Source organism: Brevundimonas lutea, assembly GCF_003704105.1.
Classification (GTDB): Bacteria; Pseudomonadota; Alphaproteobacteria; order Caulobacterales; family Caulobacteraceae; genus Brevundimonas; species Brevundimonas lutea.
Genome location: NZ_QUOQ01000003.1, coordinates 366,046 through 382,414, shown reverse-complemented (window position 1 = coordinate 382,414; position 16,369 = coordinate 366,046). Strand labels below are relative to the sequence as shown.

Annotated in this window: 14 protein-coding genes, 3 tRNA genes and 1 other RNA gene; 5 read left to right on the top strand and 13 right to left on the bottom strand. The window is 66.0% G+C overall.

The annotated features are described in order from the left end of the window. Positions 1–17: 17 nt before the first annotated feature. Positions 18–386, top strand: coding sequence for a RusA family crossover junction endodeoxyribonuclease (locus tag EES48_RS05850; protein ID WP_122465439.1), 369 nt, complete (start codon positions 18–20; stop codon positions 384–386). Here EES48_RS05850 and EES48_RS05845 read toward each other — a convergent pair. The 6 genes from EES48_RS05845 to miaA all read right to left on the bottom strand — a co-directional run bounded on the left by EES48_RS05845 (position 368) and on the right by miaA (position 5,054). Next, on the bottom strand, positions 368–784 hold the full coding sequence (locus EES48_RS05845; RefSeq protein WP_205679372.1) for a GFA family protein: 417 nt from the start codon (positions 782–784) through the stop codon (positions 368–370). The two genes, EES48_RS05850 and EES48_RS05845, sit on opposite strands and share 19 nt — an antisense overlap. 76 nt (positions 785–860) lie before the next feature. Continuing rightward, the gene (locus tag EES48_RS05840) at positions 861–1,895 is read right to left on the bottom strand and encodes an endonuclease/exonuclease/phosphatase family protein (RefSeq protein ID WP_122465438.1); all 1,035 of its coding nucleotides are present in this window, start codon (positions 1,893–1,895) and stop codon (positions 861–863) included. Continuing rightward, positions 1,892–3,163 carry a hypothetical protein gene (locus tag EES48_RS05835; RefSeq protein ID WP_122465437.1) on the bottom strand — a complete coding sequence of 424 codons (1,272 nt, stop codon included), beginning with the start codon at positions 3,161–3,163 and terminating at the stop codon, positions 1,892–1,894. The genes EES48_RS05840 and EES48_RS05835 overlap by 4 nt, the downstream gene beginning before the upstream one ends. A 38-nt stretch (positions 3,164–3,201) precedes the next feature. Next, positions 3,202–3,684, bottom strand: a complete 483-nt coding sequence (locus EES48_RS05830; protein ID WP_122465436.1) for an SspB family protein — start codon at positions 3,682–3,684, stop codon at positions 3,202–3,204. Between the two features lie 102 nt (positions 3,685–3,786). Next, positions 3,787–4,151, bottom strand: a transfer-messenger RNA (tmRNA) gene (gene ssrA / locus EES48_RS05825). Then, entirely contained in the window at positions 4,140–5,054 is a 915-nt protein-coding gene (gene miaA / locus EES48_RS05820) for a tRNA (adenosine(37)-N6)-dimethylallyltransferase MiaA (protein ID WP_162998042.1), read from the bottom strand. Before miaA ends, ssrA begins: the two co-directional genes overlap by 12 nt. Before the next feature lie 51 nt (positions 5,055–5,105). On the opposite strand from miaA, the gene EES48_RS05815 reads away from it, so the two are divergent. Then, complete coding sequence (locus EES48_RS05815; protein ID WP_122465435.1) at positions 5,106–6,206, top strand: Mrp/NBP35 family ATP-binding protein; 1,101 nt, start codon at positions 5,106–5,108, stop codon at positions 6,204–6,206. Here the strand turns inward: EES48_RS05815 and EES48_RS05810 are convergent. From EES48_RS05810 to EES48_RS05800, 3 genes are read right to left on the bottom strand one after another with little or no spacing between them, the layout of a single operon-like run. Beyond that, on the bottom strand, positions 6,173–6,493 hold the full coding sequence (locus tag EES48_RS05810; RefSeq protein WP_122465434.1) for a YbjQ family protein: 321 nt from the start codon (positions 6,491–6,493) through the stop codon (positions 6,173–6,175). The genes EES48_RS05815 and EES48_RS05810 overlap by 34 nt on opposite strands. Positions 6,494–6,508: 15 nt before the next feature. Continuing rightward, complete coding sequence (locus tag EES48_RS05805; RefSeq protein ID WP_122465433.1) at positions 6,509–7,024, bottom strand: dihydrofolate reductase; 516 nt, start codon at positions 7,022–7,024, stop codon at positions 6,509–6,511. Between the two features lie 2 nt (positions 7,025–7,026). Continuing rightward, on the bottom strand, positions 7,027–7,893 hold the full coding sequence (locus EES48_RS05800; RefSeq protein ID WP_122465432.1) for a thymidylate synthase: 867 nt from the start codon (positions 7,891–7,893) through the stop codon (positions 7,027–7,029). 111 nt (positions 7,894–8,004) lie between these two features. Between EES48_RS05800 and EES48_RS05795 the strand changes: the two genes are divergently transcribed. Then, positions 8,005–8,343: a hypothetical protein gene (locus EES48_RS05795; RefSeq protein WP_122465431.1), complete on the top strand. Its 339-nt coding sequence runs from the start codon at positions 8,005–8,007 to the stop codon at positions 8,341–8,343. On the opposite strand, the gene EES48_RS05790 is transcribed toward EES48_RS05795, so the two are convergent. Then, on the bottom strand, positions 8,340–8,894 hold the full coding sequence (locus EES48_RS05790) for a DUF924 family protein (RefSeq protein ID WP_162998041.1): 555 nt from the start codon (positions 8,892–8,894) through the stop codon (positions 8,340–8,342). The two genes, EES48_RS05795 and EES48_RS05790, sit on opposite strands and share 4 nt — an antisense overlap. 91 nt (positions 8,895–8,985) lie before the next feature. Beyond that, positions 8,986–9,062: transfer RNA gene (locus tag EES48_RS05785), tRNA-Pro, on the bottom strand. Positions 9,063–9,216: 154 nt separating this feature from the next. On the opposite strand from EES48_RS05785, the gene EES48_RS05780 reads away from it, so the two are divergent. Together EES48_RS05780 and EES48_RS05775 are read left to right on the top strand one after the other, a co-directional pair. After that, positions 9,217–9,290: transfer RNA gene (locus EES48_RS05780), tRNA-Gln, on the top strand. Between the two features lie 216 nt (positions 9,291–9,506). Continuing rightward, complete coding sequence (locus EES48_RS05775) at positions 9,507–12,746, top strand: M10 family metallopeptidase C-terminal domain-containing protein (RefSeq protein ID WP_122465429.1); 3,240 nt, start codon at positions 9,507–9,509, stop codon at positions 12,744–12,746. 62 nt (positions 12,747–12,808) lie between these two features. On the opposite strand, the gene EES48_RS05770 is transcribed toward EES48_RS05775, so the two are convergent. Further along, positions 12,809–12,900, bottom strand: a tRNA-Ser gene (locus EES48_RS05770). A gap of 60 nt (positions 12,901–12,960) precedes the next feature. Further along, positions 12,961–16,224, bottom strand: a complete 3,264-nt coding sequence (locus tag EES48_RS05765) for an autotransporter outer membrane beta-barrel domain-containing protein (protein WP_122465428.1) — start codon at positions 16,222–16,224, stop codon at positions 12,961–12,963. Between the last annotated feature and the right edge of the window lie 145 nt (positions 16,225–16,369).

The following is a 16,369-nucleotide window of genomic DNA, read 5'->3' as shown; positions in this document are numbered from 1 at the left end:
CAAGGCGAGCACCCGAAATGACCACCGGCTGGGTCGGGACCGGCAAGGTGCGGGCGCGCGAGGATGGCAAGGCGGTCGAGATCGTCATCGACGGCCTGACCACCCAGGCCAAATACTACAAGCCCCTGGTCTATGAGTTCATGCGCAAGGAGTGGCGCGGCGCCCGTCCGTCATGGGGCGACCATGTGGTCGAGATTCGCATGGAGCATGTCGGCGATCCGCCGTGGATGGATCTGGACAATCTGGCCAAGGCGCTGCTGGACGCCATCAAGGGCTATCTGTTCCACGACGACGCCCAGGTGGCGCGGCTGCTGGTCGAGCGGCACGAAGGCGAGCGCGAGCGGATCGTGATCCGCGCCTATCCGCGTCAGCCCGCGGGCGGATAGCGCTCGAAACTGGGCAAGTCGTCCAGCCGCGTCATCCAGCCGATGCGATCGGCGGTCTGGATCTGGGCCTGAAGGGGCAGGGCGTCGGGGTCGTTCAGCGTCGCCGACTGGATGTCGATCATGCCGGGGAAGATCGCCTCGTTCGTATAGAACAGCCCGGCGCCGCAATTTCCGCAGAAGTGCCGGCGCCCATGCTCCGATGAGGCATAGACGTGCGGTTCACCCTCGATCTCGATCTGCTCCTGGGCCAGCAACGCCCAGGCCACCGCCGGAGCGCCGGCCGCGCGCCGACAGTCCTGGCAGTGACAGAGCGCGTGCCGCGCCTCGCCGGTGATCCGATAGACGATGGCTCCACAATGGCAGCGGCCTTCCAGCATGTACGCCTCCTCCAGGTTCATGAAATGTTCCGCTTCGGATGGCGCCCTGTCAACGCATTCGTCGGCGCTTCCCCATCTTTCGGAAATGACAGAGGTGTCAGCGAGGGCGGAGCTCGACACGGACGGGCTGGTGGTCGCTATGCTCGAACGCCAGATCGGTCCCGGCGACACGCACGACCTCGACATCGGGCGCGAGAAGGAAGCCGTCGATCACGGTGGTGTAGTTCTCGGCGGGTCGATAGGGGCGTTCATTGGTGCGAACCGTTGCCACCGTGGAATCGGCCGCGATCGTCCAGCCTTCGGGAAGCAGATCGGCCGGAAAGTCGTGCACCCAGAACAGGTACCGGGCCTCGGTCGTGTGCGGATTGTCGGTCTGGGCCAGACGCAGATTCCAGTCGCCTCCGATGACGACACGTCGCCCGAGCGCGCGCTCGGCCTGGGCGTGTTGGAGCAGGGTCGAGATCTGTCTCCTGCGCAGGGCCGCGCCCTCGTCGAACGCGGCCAGGTGGACATTGATGACCGTCCAGCCGCCGCCCGGGCCGTCGATGCGGGCGGCGACGGCGGCGTAATGCCGTCTCAGCGCACCGTCATAGGGATCGCCATCGTTCGGCAGGGGCCATAGCTGAACGTCCGTAACGCCCAGGCGTGAGTAGGTGGCCAGGCCATTGCGGATACGCAGGGGCGGCGGCAGCCATCGCGTCCGGAAGTCGGCGTAGAAGGCCTGGGTATGGTCGGGCAGGCGTGAGGCGATGGCGCCCTTCAGATCGACCCACCAGTTGACCACGCTGGCCGAGGCGTTCTCCTGGGTCAGGATCACATCGGCGTCCGAGGCCGCCAGCCACGCGGCGATGGCGTCGCGATTGGCTTTCGTGTCGGCGCGGCCAGGCGGCAGATAGGCCTTGCCGCCGTCGGCGAAGAAGTCCGCGTTCCGGCCCAGCCCCGCATAGCCCAGATTCCATGTGACGATGGACAGGGTGTCGGTCGGGGAAGCGGGGGCTGTCGTGGGGCGAACGATGCTGAGATCGGTGGCGGTCGAGGGGGTCGCTCCCGTGGCTTGGATCGAGGCGCAGGCATAGGCGCCGCGGATCAGAAACAGCGCCAGAGCGGCGATGATGCGGCGCCGCGCCTTCACCAGAGTTTGCTGATGTCGGGAAAGAGCCGCGCGAGACGCTCATTCTCCTGCGGCGATCGGCGCAGCCTGGCCAATTTGAATTTCAGCCGACGCCAGGCCGTGACCGGCCGTTGCGCCTTGGGCGTGCGACGCCGCTGGGCCCGCTCCTCGCGCTTGAGCGTCCAGGCATACCGTCCGTCGTGCGGCCTGAACTTGCGCAACGGCATGTGAACGGGCTCCTTGTCACCGGTGTCGCCGATTTTCTCCAGCGCGGTCTGGACGCCCCAGGCCAGGATGGCGAAGCCGCCGCCTTCGCCGGCCACGGTGGTGGCGAAGCCGAAGATGTTGCGGGCGTTGGACAACTCGGTGACCATCTCGGCGTGACGATTGGACATCTGCCAATCGGCCAGGCTCGCCGGCGGCGTGAAGGCCTGGAGCGAGGTCAGGGAAGCGGTCAGCATCGTCTCATAGTGGTTGAGATAGACCCACAGACCCACCGCCCCGATGATCACCAGGGGGCCGTAGGTGAAGATCGCCGTCATGCTGACGGCGCCGCCGGTGAACATCGCCTTCAGGCTGGTCATGTTGATGGCGATGTTGATCATGATCAGGGTGCCGGCGAACACGAACATCGGGTTGAACTGGTTCTGTAGCGCCTTGCCGGACAGGGCGATGCCGCTGAAGCCCTGCTCGGCCGTGGCGATGGCCTGGGCGTAGGCTTCGGGAGTAGCCGCTGATGCAATCAGTCGGGCCGTTTCGAAGTTTTCGGTGATGCGGCGAGATTCGGCCGCGAAGATCGCTCCGTCATGCATAAACTGGGCGATCAGCATCATCACGATCATCGCGCCCATGCCGAAAAGACAGATGCTGTAGATGTTGTAGATGCGGTAGGTGCCGGCCAGCCGACCGCAGTAGATGGGCGGTCGCCCTGACAGTTTGGCGCGGGCGACCTCCAGGCGGCAGTGCAGCACAACCCAGAACGACACGAACGCCAGGAAGGCCAGCGCGCCCAGCGGCCACATGGCCAGCATGCCGACCAGGGTGACGTCGTTGGTGAAGAAGATCACGACCCAGGCTGACATCATGGCCAGGGTGACGATGACCAGTTCGCCGAACTCGCCCGGCCAGACGTCGCGGTGGCCGTCGGCATTGTTGCTGATGACGCCATGGCGCAGCAGCCACAGACGTCCCGCATGACCATAGGCCCAGACCAGAGCGGTGGCCGCGATCAGGTAGACGCCGAGCACCAATCCGGCGTCGATGAGGAATTCGGCAAGCTTGTCGTCCATCGAGCCCTCCCCAGAGCGCGAACGACGTTAGCCGAAATCTATTTCTTTCGGAACTGGTCGAGCGAGACCACCTTGGGACCGTCCGAGACCGGCTCCGGCGTAGTGTGCTGCGCGGACCGTTCGGTCTCGGGCTCCGGTTCAGGGGCCAGGGCAGGCGGATCGAACTGCAGCAGGAAGCCCACGGAGGGGTCGTAGAAGCGGGTGACGGCCGAATAGGCCACGGCCAGAACCTTGGGCACGCCGCCGAATTTGAGCATCACGGAAAAACCGTCGACGCCGACGTCGAGGTCCCAGAACTGATGCTGGAGAACGATGGTCATCTCATCGGGATATTTGGCCACCACATCCGGCGGACAGGTGACGCCGACGCCTCGAGTCTTGAACGTCACATAGAAATGGTGGGCGCCGGGCATTCCCTCCTCGGCGATGCGCGACAGGGCCGAGCGCACAACGCCGCGCAGGGCTTCCTGCGCAAGGCGTTCGTAGCCCATCTCGTCCTTGGACGGCGTGTCGTCGGTCATCGGATCCCCGTCGGCCTGATCGCGACTGATAGCGGGGCGGTGGGCCGGGCGTAAAGGCGCGTTCGGTTCGAGAACCGAACAAACCGGCGTCATGTGAGGAAAAGCGCCGGGATTCTGTTGGCAGGCTCCCGGACAGGCCCCGCCCGAGGATCTGAACCCCCGGGACTTAGGTCGGAATTACCGGAACCGCATTACGCGGCGACGGCGAATTCCTCAGCGAAGTTATCGTTCGCAGGTAGTTTAAAGGCCCGATGCGCTGGGCCAACACGAGCGAAAGCAATCCTCTTTACACGTCCGTCGATGCTGGTCGGCCCCGCACAGTCCCGCCGATAACGCGGAAGAGATTGGTGGAGCCGCCGGGAATCGCACCCGGGTCCGGTCCGCTTATTACAGGCGCGTTTATCGCCATAGTCCGGGCGAACCCGGACGCGTGGAATATAGGCGAAAGCCAGGCATTATTGAAGAGCTTGGACGCGAAGCCAGTTGGGGGTTTGATTTCGGAACCAGGTGAGCTGGCGCTTGGCGTACCGCCGCGTGGCTTGGGACAGCGCGGTCAGTGTGGTGGCTCGGTCTGTCAGGTCCCCGAGAAAGCCTCTGATCTCGCGCACGCCGACAGCCTTCATGGCCGGGAGATCAGGAGACAGATCGCGATCGAGAAGGCGCCGCACCTCCTCAATCGCGCCCTCGTTCAGCATCTGACCCGCCCGGCGATCGCACGCCGCGTAGAGCGCGACGCGATCCGGTTCGAGCAGATGGGCGTCATGAAGCTCGGGACCGATAGCGGGGCGGGTAGCCGCCTGCCAGTCGCCGAGCGTCCGTCCGGTCGTGGTCGCCACCGAATAGGCGCGGATCAGGCGCTGGCGGTCGCCTGGGGCGATACGGGTGGCGGAGGCCGCGTCCAGCGTCGCCAGCCGCGCGCGAAAATCGGGTTCGCCCTTGGCGTCGAACAGCGCCGAGGCGGCGTCGCGGTCCGATGCGGGGATCGCGGGAATGTCGGCGAGCCCCTCGGTCAGCGCACGAAAATACAGACCCGTGCCGCCGACGACGATGGCGGGGCGGCCTTCTCGGGTAAGGGCCGCGAGTTCGGCCTCGATGGCCCGGAGCCATCGCCCCACCGACCAGGCGTCGGCGGCGTCGGCGACGCCGTAGAGGCGGTGCTCGGCCAGGACCTCGTCCTCGATGCTGGGCCGGGCGGTCAGCACGCGCAGGTCGGCGTAGAGCTGCTGGCTGTCGGCGTTCAGGATCACCGCGTCTCGGCGCCGCGCCAGCTCCAGCGCCAGGCGCGACTTGCCCGACGCCGTCGGCCCCGCCAGCAGCAGGATCGGCCTGGTCCACTCAATGCTGTCGGCGCGGGGGTCGCTCTCGGCCATGGGCGGGGATAGAAGGCGCCCGACGCCTTTTCGCAACCGGAGTTTCCTCGCGTGATCGATCGCGCCGCCGTCGAAGCCGTGCTGGACGGGATCCCTGACCCCAAGTCGGGGCGGGGTCTGGTAAGCGCCGGACTGGTCCAGGGACTGGTCGTGGGTGAGGACCGCGCCGGCTTCGCCATGGAGGTTCCGGCGGCCGAGGCGGCCCTCTATGCGCCCGTGCGCGACGCCGCCGAGGCCGCTCTGAAGGCCATGCCGGGCATGGCGCGGGTGTCGGTGGTGCTGAGCGCCGAAGCCGCGCCGGACCGTCCGCGCCGCACTGCCGGCCTGTCGCCCGCCGCCCAGGACCAGACCCGCGCCAAGGCCCCGGTCCCGACCGATCGTCCCGCCCATGTGCGCCGGGTGATCGCCGTGGCCAGCGGCAAGGGCGGGGTCGGCAAGTCGACCGTGGCGACCAATCTGGCGGTGGCCCTGGCCCATGCCGGCTGGCGCGCGGGCCTGCTGGACGCCGATGTCTATGGGCCGTCGACTCCGACCATGCTGGGGATCGCCGGCAAGCCTGCCTATGAGGACGGGACCATGGTCCCGGCAGAGGCCTGGGGGATCACCGCGATGTCAGTCGGCCTGCTGACTGGCGCGTCGGACGCCATGGTATGGCGCGGGCCCATGGCCAGCCAGGCCCTGACCCAGATGCTGACCCAGACCCGTTGGGGGACGGAGGCCGCGCCGCTGGACGTGCTGGTGGTCGACATGCCGCCCGGCACGGGTGACGTGGCCCTGACCCTGATCCAGAAGACGCCACTGGATGGAGCGGTGATCGTCTCGACGCCGCAGGAGGTCGCCCTGGCCGACGCGCGCCGCGCCCACGCCCTGTTCGCCCGGGTCGGCACGCCGGTGCTGGGCCTGGTGGAGAATATGTCGGGCGAGGTGTTCGGTCGCGGCGGCGCGCGGCGCGAGGCCGAGCGTCTGGGCGTTCCGGTGCTGGGCGAACTGCCGCTGGACGCCGCTCTGCGCGAGGGCGGCGACGCCGGACGGCCATTGATGGCGAGCGACCCCGACAGCGAGGCGGGCCAGGTGTTTGCAACGATCGCGGCCGAGGTGGCGCGGGCGCTGGGCCTGGATCAGGCCGGCTCGACCACCACGGCGGTGCCGTAGGCTAGGACCTCGGTGACGCCGGGCATGATCTCGGTGGCGTCGTAACGCATGGCCAGGATGGCGTTGGCGCCGATCGACTGGGCGTGGGCGACCAGCTCGACATAGGCCTCCTGGCGACCGGCCTCGGCCAGCTTCACATAGGCGCCGACGCGGCCGCCGATCATCGACTGGACCCCGCCGATGGCGTCGGAGACGACATTGCGCGAGCGCACGGTGACGCCGCGCACCAGGCCAAGCTGGCGGGTGATGCGATGGCCGGGCAGGTCGTTGGTGGTGACGACGATCATCGGGGGCTCCGGGGCTCAGCGTCGCTCAAGGACGCGGAAGGTGAAGGCGTGATCGTCCTTGTCGCTCGCCGGGTGGCGTTCGGCCAGGGTTTCTTCGAACGCGGTTTCGTCGAAGGCGGGGAACAGGGCGTCGCCCCCGGGTTCGGCTTCGACCTCGGTGATATACAGCCGCCGCGCGCGGGGCATTGCGGCGGCGTACAACTGGGCTCCGCCGATCACGCAGACCTCGTCGACGCCGTCCTCGACCGCCGTCTCCTTGGCGATGGACAGGGCCTCGGCCAGGCTCTCGCACACCACCGCGCCCCTGGCCTCGTAGGACAGGTCGCGGGTCAGCACCAGATTGAGACGGCCGGGCAGGGGCCGCAGCGGCAGGCTGTCCCAGGTCTTGCGGCCCATCAGGCAGGGCTTGCCCAGGGTGATGGCCTTGAACCGCTGCATATCCGAGCGGAGATGCCAGGGCAGATCGCCATCCCGGCCGATGACGCCGTTGCGGGCGCGGGCGACGACGAGGGCTATGTGGGGCTGAGCCAACGCTAGACCGCCACCGAGGCCTTGATGTGCGGCCAGGGGTCGTATCCATCAAGCAGGAAGTCGGACAGCTCGAAGGCATGCAGGTCGGGCTTGTCGGCGACGGTCATGGTGGGCAGGGGGCGGGGGTCGCGGGCCAGCTGTTCGCGGGCCTGGTCGAGGTGGTTCAGATACAGGTGGGCGTCGCCCAGGGTGTGGACGAAGTCGCCGGGCTGAAGTCCCGTCACCTTGCACAGCATCAGGGTCAGCAGGGCGTAGCTGGCGATGTTGAAGGGCACGCCCAGGAACACGTCGGCCGAGCGCTGATAAAGCTGGCAGCTCAGCTTGCCGTCGGCGACGAAGAACTGGAACAGGCAGTGGCAGGGCGGCAGGGCCATGTCCTCGACATCGGCCGGGTTCCAGGCCGAGACGATGTGGCGGCGGCTGTTGGGGTTGGTGCGCAGCCCCTCGACCAGACGGTCGATCTGGTCGATCACCCGGCCGTCCGGCGCGGCCCAGGAGCGCCACTGCTTGCCATAGACCGGGCCCAGGTCGCCCTTGTCGTCGGCCCATTCGTCCCAGATGCGGACGCCGTTCTCCTTGAGCCAGCCGATGTTGGTGTCGCCACGCAGGAACCACAGCAGCTCGATGATGATCGAGCGCAGGTGCAGTTTCTTGGTGGTCAGCAGCGGAAAGCCCTGGGACAGGTCGAACCGCATCTGGCGGCCGAACAGGCCCAGGGTGCCGGTGCCGGTGCGGTCCTCGCGCCGGGCGCCGCGTTCCAGAATGTCGCGCAGCAGGCCGAGGTACTGAAGCTCGGGATGGTCCGGGCCGACCGGCGCGCGCGGGGCCTCGGTGTCATAGGCGTCGACGAGGGCGGCGAGGGCGGTCATGGCGGACGGACTGATTCGCTGGTTTCGATCTGAGGCGACAGGGTCGCTCCGGACTGGCCTCGCGACAACCGCCGGGGTTAAGGTCGGACAGCAATAGCTGGGGAGCGATCGATGGACGTCAGCATCTGGACCGGACTGGCCGCGCTGGTGGTGTTCGCCGCGGGCTATCTGCTGGGCCGCAGCCAGTCGCGGGGCGAGCCGTCCCGGATGGGCCGCCGCCGACGCCGGGACCGGGCCGACAACACCGTAGTGCGCCGTCCTCAGCCCAAGCGAGAGAGCAACCAGACCTATGGCTACATCAAGCCGGCCACGGACCAGAACGCCGAGGTCAAGGCGCTGCTGGCCGAGGGCAAGACGCTGGAAGCGGTCAAGGCGCTGCGTCGGGCCAATCCGGAGATGACGCTGGAGGCCGCGACGCGGGCGGTTCGGGCCTATCTGACCCCGCGCTAGCCCTTGAAGCCGTCCTGGTCGAGGAAGGCCTGCTCCTCGGGCGTGGTTTCGCGCCCCAGGGCGCGATTGCGGTGAGGGAAGCGGCCGAAGCGAACGATGACCGCGTGGTGGTGTTCGGCCCAACGGTCGTCGTTGTCCCGGTCCAGCGACTGAAACAGCGCCAGAGCCCGGTCCTGATCGGCCCGATCCTCGGAATGCTGGAACGGCAGATAGATGAAGCGGCGCAGGGCGTTGTCGATCATCCCGTCCAGGCCCTGATCCACGGCCAGGGTGGCGAAGTGCCGGGCCAGGGGATCGGTGGCGAAGGCGTGGCCCGTGCCCCGCCAGACGTTGCGTGGAAACTGGTCCAGCAGGATCAGCAGCGCCAGCATGCCGTCGGCGCTCTCGGCCCAATGATCCAGTTCGCGGCGGGCGGCCATCAGGTGAGCGGTCTCGAAACGGCGACGGAATTCAGCGTCGAACGCCTCGTCCTTGGCGAACCACTTGGCAGGGCCGGCGTCGCGCCAGAAGTCCAGGACGGCGATCGGGGAGGGGGCGGTGTGATCGGTCATGGCGGCACAACGCCGGGGCTGCGGCCGCGGATGCATCAGCCGGCGCGGTTGGCGCCGCCCGCTCAGGGCATTTCGAGTTTCGGGAAAGGAATGGTCGGAGTGGCAGGATTCGAACCTGCGACCCCCGCGTCCCGAACGCGGTGCTCTACCAGACTGAGCCACACTCCGACGTGAGGCGCGGCTTATAGCTAGGCGATTCCGCCGCCGCAAGCGGCGTTTCGCACCTTGTCGCGACGCCTTCCAGATGGTGTTGCAAGGCCCGCGAGGTTGAGCTATTCGACCGCCTCCCCGGGCCCCGGCCCTGGGACAGCGCCGGACCTGCTGGGGAATGGTGTAATGGTAACACTCCGGTTTTTGGTACCGTCATTCTAGGTTCGAGTCCTAGTTCCCCAGCCACCGTCGCTCCATCAATATTTCAGGCAGAAGTCACGTGCGTAGTCAGGGCGACGAGCCCCGGCTGTGCAAATGCGCCACACCACGCAACTGTAGCGCGTTGCAATCTCGCCCGGAGATTGGAGTTTCGCGTGAGCGGCAGTACGGAGGCCTTCGGGGCTCTAACATCCGGCATGCCGTCGATCACGACAAGCGAGCCGGCGATCGGGAAACCGTGACATGTGCATCGTTTGCGCCGGCGTCGACAGCGGTCTTGGCGAGGGGCTGGCCGCCGCGGCCAAGCCCAGTTTTGCCATCGCTCAGATCATTGCGCAGCTTGATCGCTGGAATGTCGGCTGGACCAATGGCGTGGTCACCTATGCCTTCTTCCAGAACCTCACTGGCGAGAACGCCAATGATCCCGACTATGCGGGGTTCGAGCCCTTCACCATTCTGCAGAAGCAGGCGGTTGAGCAGATTTTCGCCCTGTTTGGCGATGTGGCGAATCTGACTTTCGTGGCGGCGAGCGACAACGGAAGCTCCGCCAACCGCCTGACCTTCGCCAATTCCGACACCATGCCTGACTATGTCTGGGGACATGCAGTTGTCAGCCATCAGGACCAGCCGGGCGAGGGGCGCGATCCGCTGACCGGCGCCGAAGTGTGGGTCAATTCGAGTGGCTACTTCGGCACCTATGCGCCGGGCAGCTACAACTTCATGGCCCTGATGCACGAAGTCATGCACGGGCTCGGCGTGCCACATCCCGGTGACTACAACGCGACTGGCAGTGGCGGCATCAAGTACGAGAGCCATGCAGAGTACCGGCAGGATTCACGCCAATATACGGTGATGTCATACTTTTCGGAGACGAAGACAGGCGCCGCGCACAGCGGAGAATACGCGCGCACTCCTCTGCTGCACGACATCCTGATTTTGCAGCACATCTACGGCGTCAACACCACGACGCGTGTGGGGGACACGGTCTACGGCTTCAACTCTAACGCCGGAGCAACCTACACCTTCGCCGCCGATGACGAGCCGGTTCTCGCCATCTGGGATGCAGGTGGCGTCGATACCATCGACCTGTCCGGTTACATGCGCGACGCAGTGCTTGATCTGCGGGAGGGAAGCTTCTCGAGCTTCAATGGCTTGAAGGACAACATGGCCATTGCGCACGGCGCGGTCATCGAGAACGGCTCCGGCGGGCTAGGCAACGACAGCATTATCGGCAACGGCGTGGCCAACGTGCTGTGGGGCGGCGGCGGCCATGACGAGATGAGGGGCGGAGCCGGGGACGATACCTACCATGTGAGCGCCGGCGGTAGCGCCTACATCACCGAAACCACAGGCCAGGGCGATGACATCGTCTATTCCGCAGGTGATGTCGGACTGAACGGCGAGATCGAGAAAGTCGTCCTGACAGGGACCGCGGACGCATCAGTTTCCGGCACGGCGGGCGTCATCGAAGTCATCGGCAACGCGGGCGACAATGTCTTTTACATCACCGCCCAGTCGCTTCGGGTTGTGGGCGGCGCGGGTGACGACACCTACCATCTGGTGTCCGGCGCCATTGAGATTGTGGAGCTCGCAAATGGGGGCTCGGATACCCTTGTCGCCTATGCTGACTACTCGCTTGAGGGGACCGATTTCGAGAATCTCGTCCTCGACGATGTCCTTGCGGCGGGTTTGCGCGCGACCGGCAACCACCTGAGCAACACGATTACCGGCAACACGCGCAACAATGTCCTGGACGGCCGCAGCGGCGCCGATGTCATGCGCGGCATGGGCGGAAATGACGTCTATATCGTCGATCACGCCGGGGACGTGGTCGATGAAACCTCAGGAGATGGCCTCGACCACGTTCTCGCCTCGGTCAGTTTCGTCCTGTCCCACGGGGTCGAGTGGCTGACCCTGACCGGCAGCGCCGACATCAATGCGACCGGCAATTGGATGAACAATCTGCTGACCGGAAACGCCGGCCGAAACGTGCTCGTTGGCGGCGCTGGCAATGACACCTACCGGATTCAGAGCCTGGACGACCGCGTGGTCGAGGTAGACGGCGAAGGCATTGACACCATCGAGGTGGCCATCAGCTACTCCCTCTCCGGCATCTACGTCGAAAACCTGACCCTAACGGGAACGGCGAGGGTCGACGGAACCGGAAACACTCTGAACAACCTGCTTACTGGAAATGCCGGCGTAAACCTTCTGACCGGGGGGCGCGGCGACGACACCTACGTAATCCAAACGGTCGGCGATCGTGTGGTGGAGAAGGCGGGAGAAGGGTACGATCACATCTTGAGTTCGGTCAGCTTCGATTTGGCCGGAGCCTATGTCGAGGCTCTCACCCTGACCGGGACGGCCGATCTCGACGCGGTCGGCAACAGTCTCGCCAACAGGCTGACGGGGAATTCAGGGCGGAACGTTCTGGATGGGCGCGGCGGCGCGGATCTGATGCTCGGCGGGTTGGGGGACGACACCTATTACGTCGATCATATTGAAGACCAGGTCGTCGAACTGTCGGGCGAGGGCGCCGATCGGGTCTTCGCCTCGGTGACCTTTTCCATCGCGGGCGCTCAGGTCGAACGGCTGACGCTCGCGGGAGTCGCCGACATCGACGCGACAGGGAATGAACTCGACAACGCCCTGGTGGGCAACAGTGGAGACAACGAGCTGCGCGGCGGTCGTGGGGCCGACGACATGGCTGGCGGGCTCGGGGACGATATCTATTTCGTCGACGACATTCGCGACCGTGTCTTCGAAAGCTCGGGCCAGGGTCGCGACGAGGTGCGATCCTCGGTCAGTTACAGCCTCGGCGGTCGCTTCGTGGAAGTCCTGACGCTGACGGGATCGGCGGATATCGACGGGACTGGCAACAGCCTTGCCAACGTCCTGACGGGCAACTCGGGCGTGAACCGGCTGATTGGCGGGGGCGGCAACGACATCTACTACGTCCAGACAGAGGGCGACGTAGCAGTGGAGCATAACGGCCAGGGCTCCGATCACGTCTACTCTTCCGTGAGCTACGATCTGCGGGGCCAGTATGTCGAGCATCTGACCTTGGTCGGCGAGGCGGATTTGACGGCGGTCGGCAACAGCCTGGCGAACTTCCTTGCGGGCAATGCGGGCGACAACCGCATCTGGGGCGCGGGTGGCCAAGACAGGCTCACCGGCGGCGGTGGCGCAGACACCTTCGTTTACCTGAGCGTCGGAGAGTCAACAGCGGCTCTCTCAGACCGCATCACCGACCTTTCGTGGAATGACTCCATCGATCTAAGCCGCATCGATGCTGACACCACCCGCGACGGCGATCAGGCGTTCGATCTGGTGGACGTCTTTTCGGGGGCAGCCGGGCAGGCGACCCTGACCTTGCAGGGCGGCGTCACTTTCCTGAACCTGGATATCGACGGCGACGGGAGCTCGGACTTCCTGCTGCGGCTGCAGGGCGATCATCGGGATCACGACAACTGGGCCTGGTAGGCGGCTAAGGCCCCCGGCATCGGCGCTCGTCCGCGATGCACACCGGCCGAGAGCGAAGAGGCTGGCGGAGACGGAGGGATTCGAACCCTCGGTACCCCTTACAGGGTACGACGATTTAGCAAACCGTTGCCTTCAGCCACTCGGCCACGTCTCCGGCAGGCGCACCCGATAGCGGCTCGTCGCGTTGGGCGCAACGGCCGCTTTCGGGGTTTCGTCAGAAGCGGAAGCTGGCCCTGAGCAGCAGGGCGTAGCGGATGTAGTCGTCGATCATTTCGGCATCCCCCTCGATCGACAGCATGCCCAGTTCGTTGCCCAGGTTCATGCGGAAGCCGAGGATGGGACCGCCGCCTTCGATGGTGTCGCCCATCAGCACGAACGGCGCGCCGCCGGACGTGAAGCGGGCAACGGTCTCGCCCGGATCGAACGAGATGTTCTGCTTCCAGCCCACGCGCAGCTCGGGGCGGAACCAGTAGTTCTCGCCGAAGCCCACGCCGAGATTGACGGCGGCCGTCGCCGCGAACAGGTGGCCGTCGCGATCGTCGATGGTCAGGTCGAAGCCGTCACCGCCGCCTTCTTCGGTGCGTCCGTCCTCGCTGAGCGAGAAGTATTCGACGATGGCCTCGGGGCGGATCGAGTAACGGCCGAAGTGGCGTTCGTAGTTGGCCCCCGCGGCGGCCGCGAGGGAGAAGCCGTTCCATTCCGCCTCATTGGTGCGGAACACGCCGCCGCCGACGAAGCTGCGGCTGGCGTCGAAGAAGGCGTAGCCCGCCGCCGCGCGGCCCCAGACGTTCCAGTTCTGACCCTGGGCGCGGTAGTAAAGGCCCAGTTCGACCAGGTTGGCGGACAGCACTTCCTCGGCGCGCGAGGAGTCGTCCTCCAGGTCCGAGGAGGTGAAGGCGGTCGAGATGCCGAAGGCCCCCATCGACGTGCCGCGTTCGATGCCGCCGGCGATGCCGAAGCCTTCGGATTCGAAACCGTAGGACTGGCCGCGATCCTTCTCGGCGTAGAAGTTGATCTCCTGCAGCCAGGCGCTGGTTTCACCCGGTCGCGCGGTGTCATTGCGGCCGTTCAGGGCGCGGGTGACGGCGTCCACGCCGCTGGCCAGGGAGAGGAGGGGGCCACCTGAGTGGTCCGGCAGCATCTGCTCGTAAAGTTCGATGAAGCCTTCGCGCTCGATCTGGGCAAGGAAGACGTCGCGGAGTTCCTCGTCGGTCCGCAGGGCGTCATAGACACCGTCGTAGGCCGCGTTTTCGGCGTCGATGAAGCCGATCTCGTCGCCGGTGCGGCGGCGGGCGTCGATGTAGATCTGGCCGGCGGCCTGATCGATGCCTGCCTCGGTCACGAAGAGATAGGGCGAGTTCTCCGCCAGGGATCCAGCGTCGAGATCACCCACCACGAGATTGTCGGCGTCGACCACGACAAAGCGTTCGGCGTCGTCGAGCAGGGAGGCGAACTGCAGTCCCAGGCCGGCGCCATCGGCGAAAGTCGCCGTCCCGTTGACGCGGAACCCGCCGCGCGTGTCGTTCTCGGGATCGACCGTCAGAACCAGATCGCCGTCGGCGCCGACGTTGAGGCCGGTGACATCGATGGTTTCGGTCTGGCGAGCATCGAGCACACCATTCGAGATGTCGATGTCCAGCAGGCCGTCGCTATCGGACAGGGCTCCGGTGATGCGGGCGCCGCCGGACACGAGAAGCGAATCCTGGCCGTCGCCGAAGCTGATATCACCGCGTACGACGCCATTGCGAATATCGACGAGGTCGGAGCCGGATCCGAGAAGCACGTCACCGGAGATAAGGGGTTCATCGGTGTCGGCGACACCGTCGTCATCGGCGTCCGGCGGCTGCGGCGTGTCCTCGTCGCCGTCGTCCTCGAACGGCACGCCGTTCTGGGTGATCGTCACACCGGACGTGTTGGCGCTGACGTCGATGGCGATCGCGCGCGCAGTGATAGGCTCGTCGCCGGTTTGGTCTCCGGTGATCGTGCGCGCCACGACGGCGTTGATCACGCCCGTGTTGGAGATGTCGGTCAGCGTTCCGCTGAGGTCGCGAATCGCGACAGCCTCGCCGGACTCGCCTCCGAGACGAACACCAATGACGCCCTGAGCATTTGAAAGACTCGCCACGGACGCGCCCTGGCCAATCAGCACGCCATAGGCGCCGTGATCGGCCGAGTCGGAAATGGCGTTGGTCTGCATTTCTCCCGCATTGACCAACTGATCGAACGTGGCTCCGTCGCCGATGGCGATGGCCGTCGCGCTTTCCTCGAAGGCGGTGGACGCAATCGTTCCCTCATTGCGCACGCCGCCCGCGATATCGACGCCGAAGCCTCCATCGACGCCGATCCGCACCGCAGTGGCCTCGAAGCCGTCGTACACACCGTTCGCGGCGATATCGCCGCGATTGATGAAGCCGAAGGCCTCGTCGCCCTCCCCGACCGCGCCGAGAACGATATCCCGATCTGACGAGCCGATTTCTACAGCGGGACCGCTGCCCAACGACGTGATCGTGGAGGCGCGTTCCTGTGCGTCCGGGATGCCGTTGCCGTCGGTATCGGCATCCGCATCGTCTTCGTCTTCGTCTTCGTCTTCGTCCTCATCGTCATCCCCGTCGTCTTCCGGCGCGGGCGGGGGGATGTCGAGAAGCACGCCGCCTCCGACGTTGCCGGCGATCTGAAGGGCGGGACCGCTGAGGAGCAGGTCGTCGGGATCCAAACCTTCCAGAACCTCCTCGAGTTGGGGACGGCTGGTGTAGCGAAAGCCGTTGGCGGTAATGCCCGCTTGGACAATCAGCGCGCCGTCGATGTCGCCGACGATCGAGGCGCCCATGGCGCCTTCGCCGAGGCCCGAGATGGCGCCACTGAGCACAGCGTCACCCGTTACTCCGCCCGAAATGCGAATCGCAGCCGAATCCGTTCCGATGGTGTTGACGGACCCGAACGTCCGGAAATCGCCGTCGAGGATGTTTTCGATCCATACGCCATAGGCATTGGCGCCTTCGGCGGTGATCGTGCCCGAGCGTTCCACGGTGAGGTCGCCGATAAGCGGTTGGTCCCCGGTGATCCGGACGCCGTAGCGATCCGCGCCCTCGGCGAAGGGGCCGTCGAGATCGCCGTCTTCATCCTCGTCTTCGTATTCGTCGACGCCATCCGTAACACGGATACTGCCGCCGATGGTGATGGAGCCGGAATTACCCCCAAGACCCAGAATGCCCGTCGAGCCGTCGGCGGAATCGGTCATCACGATCGACCCCCCCGATTCCACCGTGACGTCATTGTCGGAGTCGAGCGTGACCGCCACCCCTTCGTCCAGAGTGATGGTCCCGCCGCTTTCCAGGATCACGTCTTCCGGACCGTCGCCGTCCGGGTTCGACGTCAGCACCGGCGTCGTGCGATCGTCGTCGATCTGGGTCTGCGCCATCGCGCCGGAGGCGATGGCGAGCGGAGCCAGGGCGACCGCGGTCACAAGCAGTTTACGCATGAACAAAGAAACCCCTCTCGGCGCGATCGCGCGGGCGTAGCGCCGGGTCTTACACGACCCTGGCCCGACAGGCGTCAAGTTTCGCGAATTTGAGGCGAATGCAAGGCCGCAGGACCAATCGGCGAGCCGCCCTTGCCATAAGGTC

What these genes read in the sequence shown, in the direction of transcription:
- EES48_RS05845 (WP_205679372.1), bottom strand. Translation starts at nt 784, where the DNA reads ATGAACCTGGAGGAGGCGTACATGCTGGAAGGCCGCTGCCATTGTGGA.
- EES48_RS05775 (WP_122465429.1), top strand. Translation starts at nt 9,507, where the DNA reads ATGTGCATCGTTTGCGCCGGCGTCGACAGCGGTCTTGGCGAGGGGCTG.
- miaA (WP_162998042.1), bottom strand. Translation starts at nt 5,054, where the DNA reads ATGGCCGAGAGCGACCCCCGCGCCGACAGCATTGAGTGGACCAGGCCG.
- EES48_RS05800 (WP_122465432.1), bottom strand. Translation starts at nt 7,893, where the DNA reads ATGACCGCCCTCGCCGCCCTCGTCGACGCCTATGACACCGAGGCCCCG.
- EES48_RS05810 (WP_122465434.1), bottom strand. Translation starts at nt 6,493, where the DNA reads ATGATCGTCGTCACCACCAACGACCTGCCCGGCCATCGCATCACCCGC.
- EES48_RS05830 (WP_122465436.1), bottom strand. Translation starts at nt 3,684, where the DNA reads ATGACCGACGACACGCCGTCCAAGGACGAGATGGGCTACGAACGCCTT.
- EES48_RS05790 (WP_162998041.1), bottom strand. Translation starts at nt 8,894, where the DNA reads ATGACCGATCACACCGCCCCCTCCCCGATCGCCGTCCTGGACTTCTGG.
- EES48_RS05850 (WP_122465439.1), top strand. Translation starts at nt 18, where the DNA reads ATGACCACCGGCTGGGTCGGGACCGGCAAGGTGCGGGCGCGCGAGGAT.
- EES48_RS05795 (WP_122465431.1), top strand. Translation starts at nt 8,005, where the DNA reads ATGGACGTCAGCATCTGGACCGGACTGGCCGCGCTGGTGGTGTTCGCC.
- EES48_RS05835 (WP_122465437.1), bottom strand. Translation starts at nt 3,163, where the DNA reads ATGGACGACAAGCTTGCCGAATTCCTCATCGACGCCGGATTGGTGCTC.
- EES48_RS05765 (WP_122465428.1), bottom strand. Translation starts at nt 16,224, where the DNA reads ATGCGTAAACTGCTTGTGACCGCGGTCGCCCTGGCTCCGCTCGCCATC.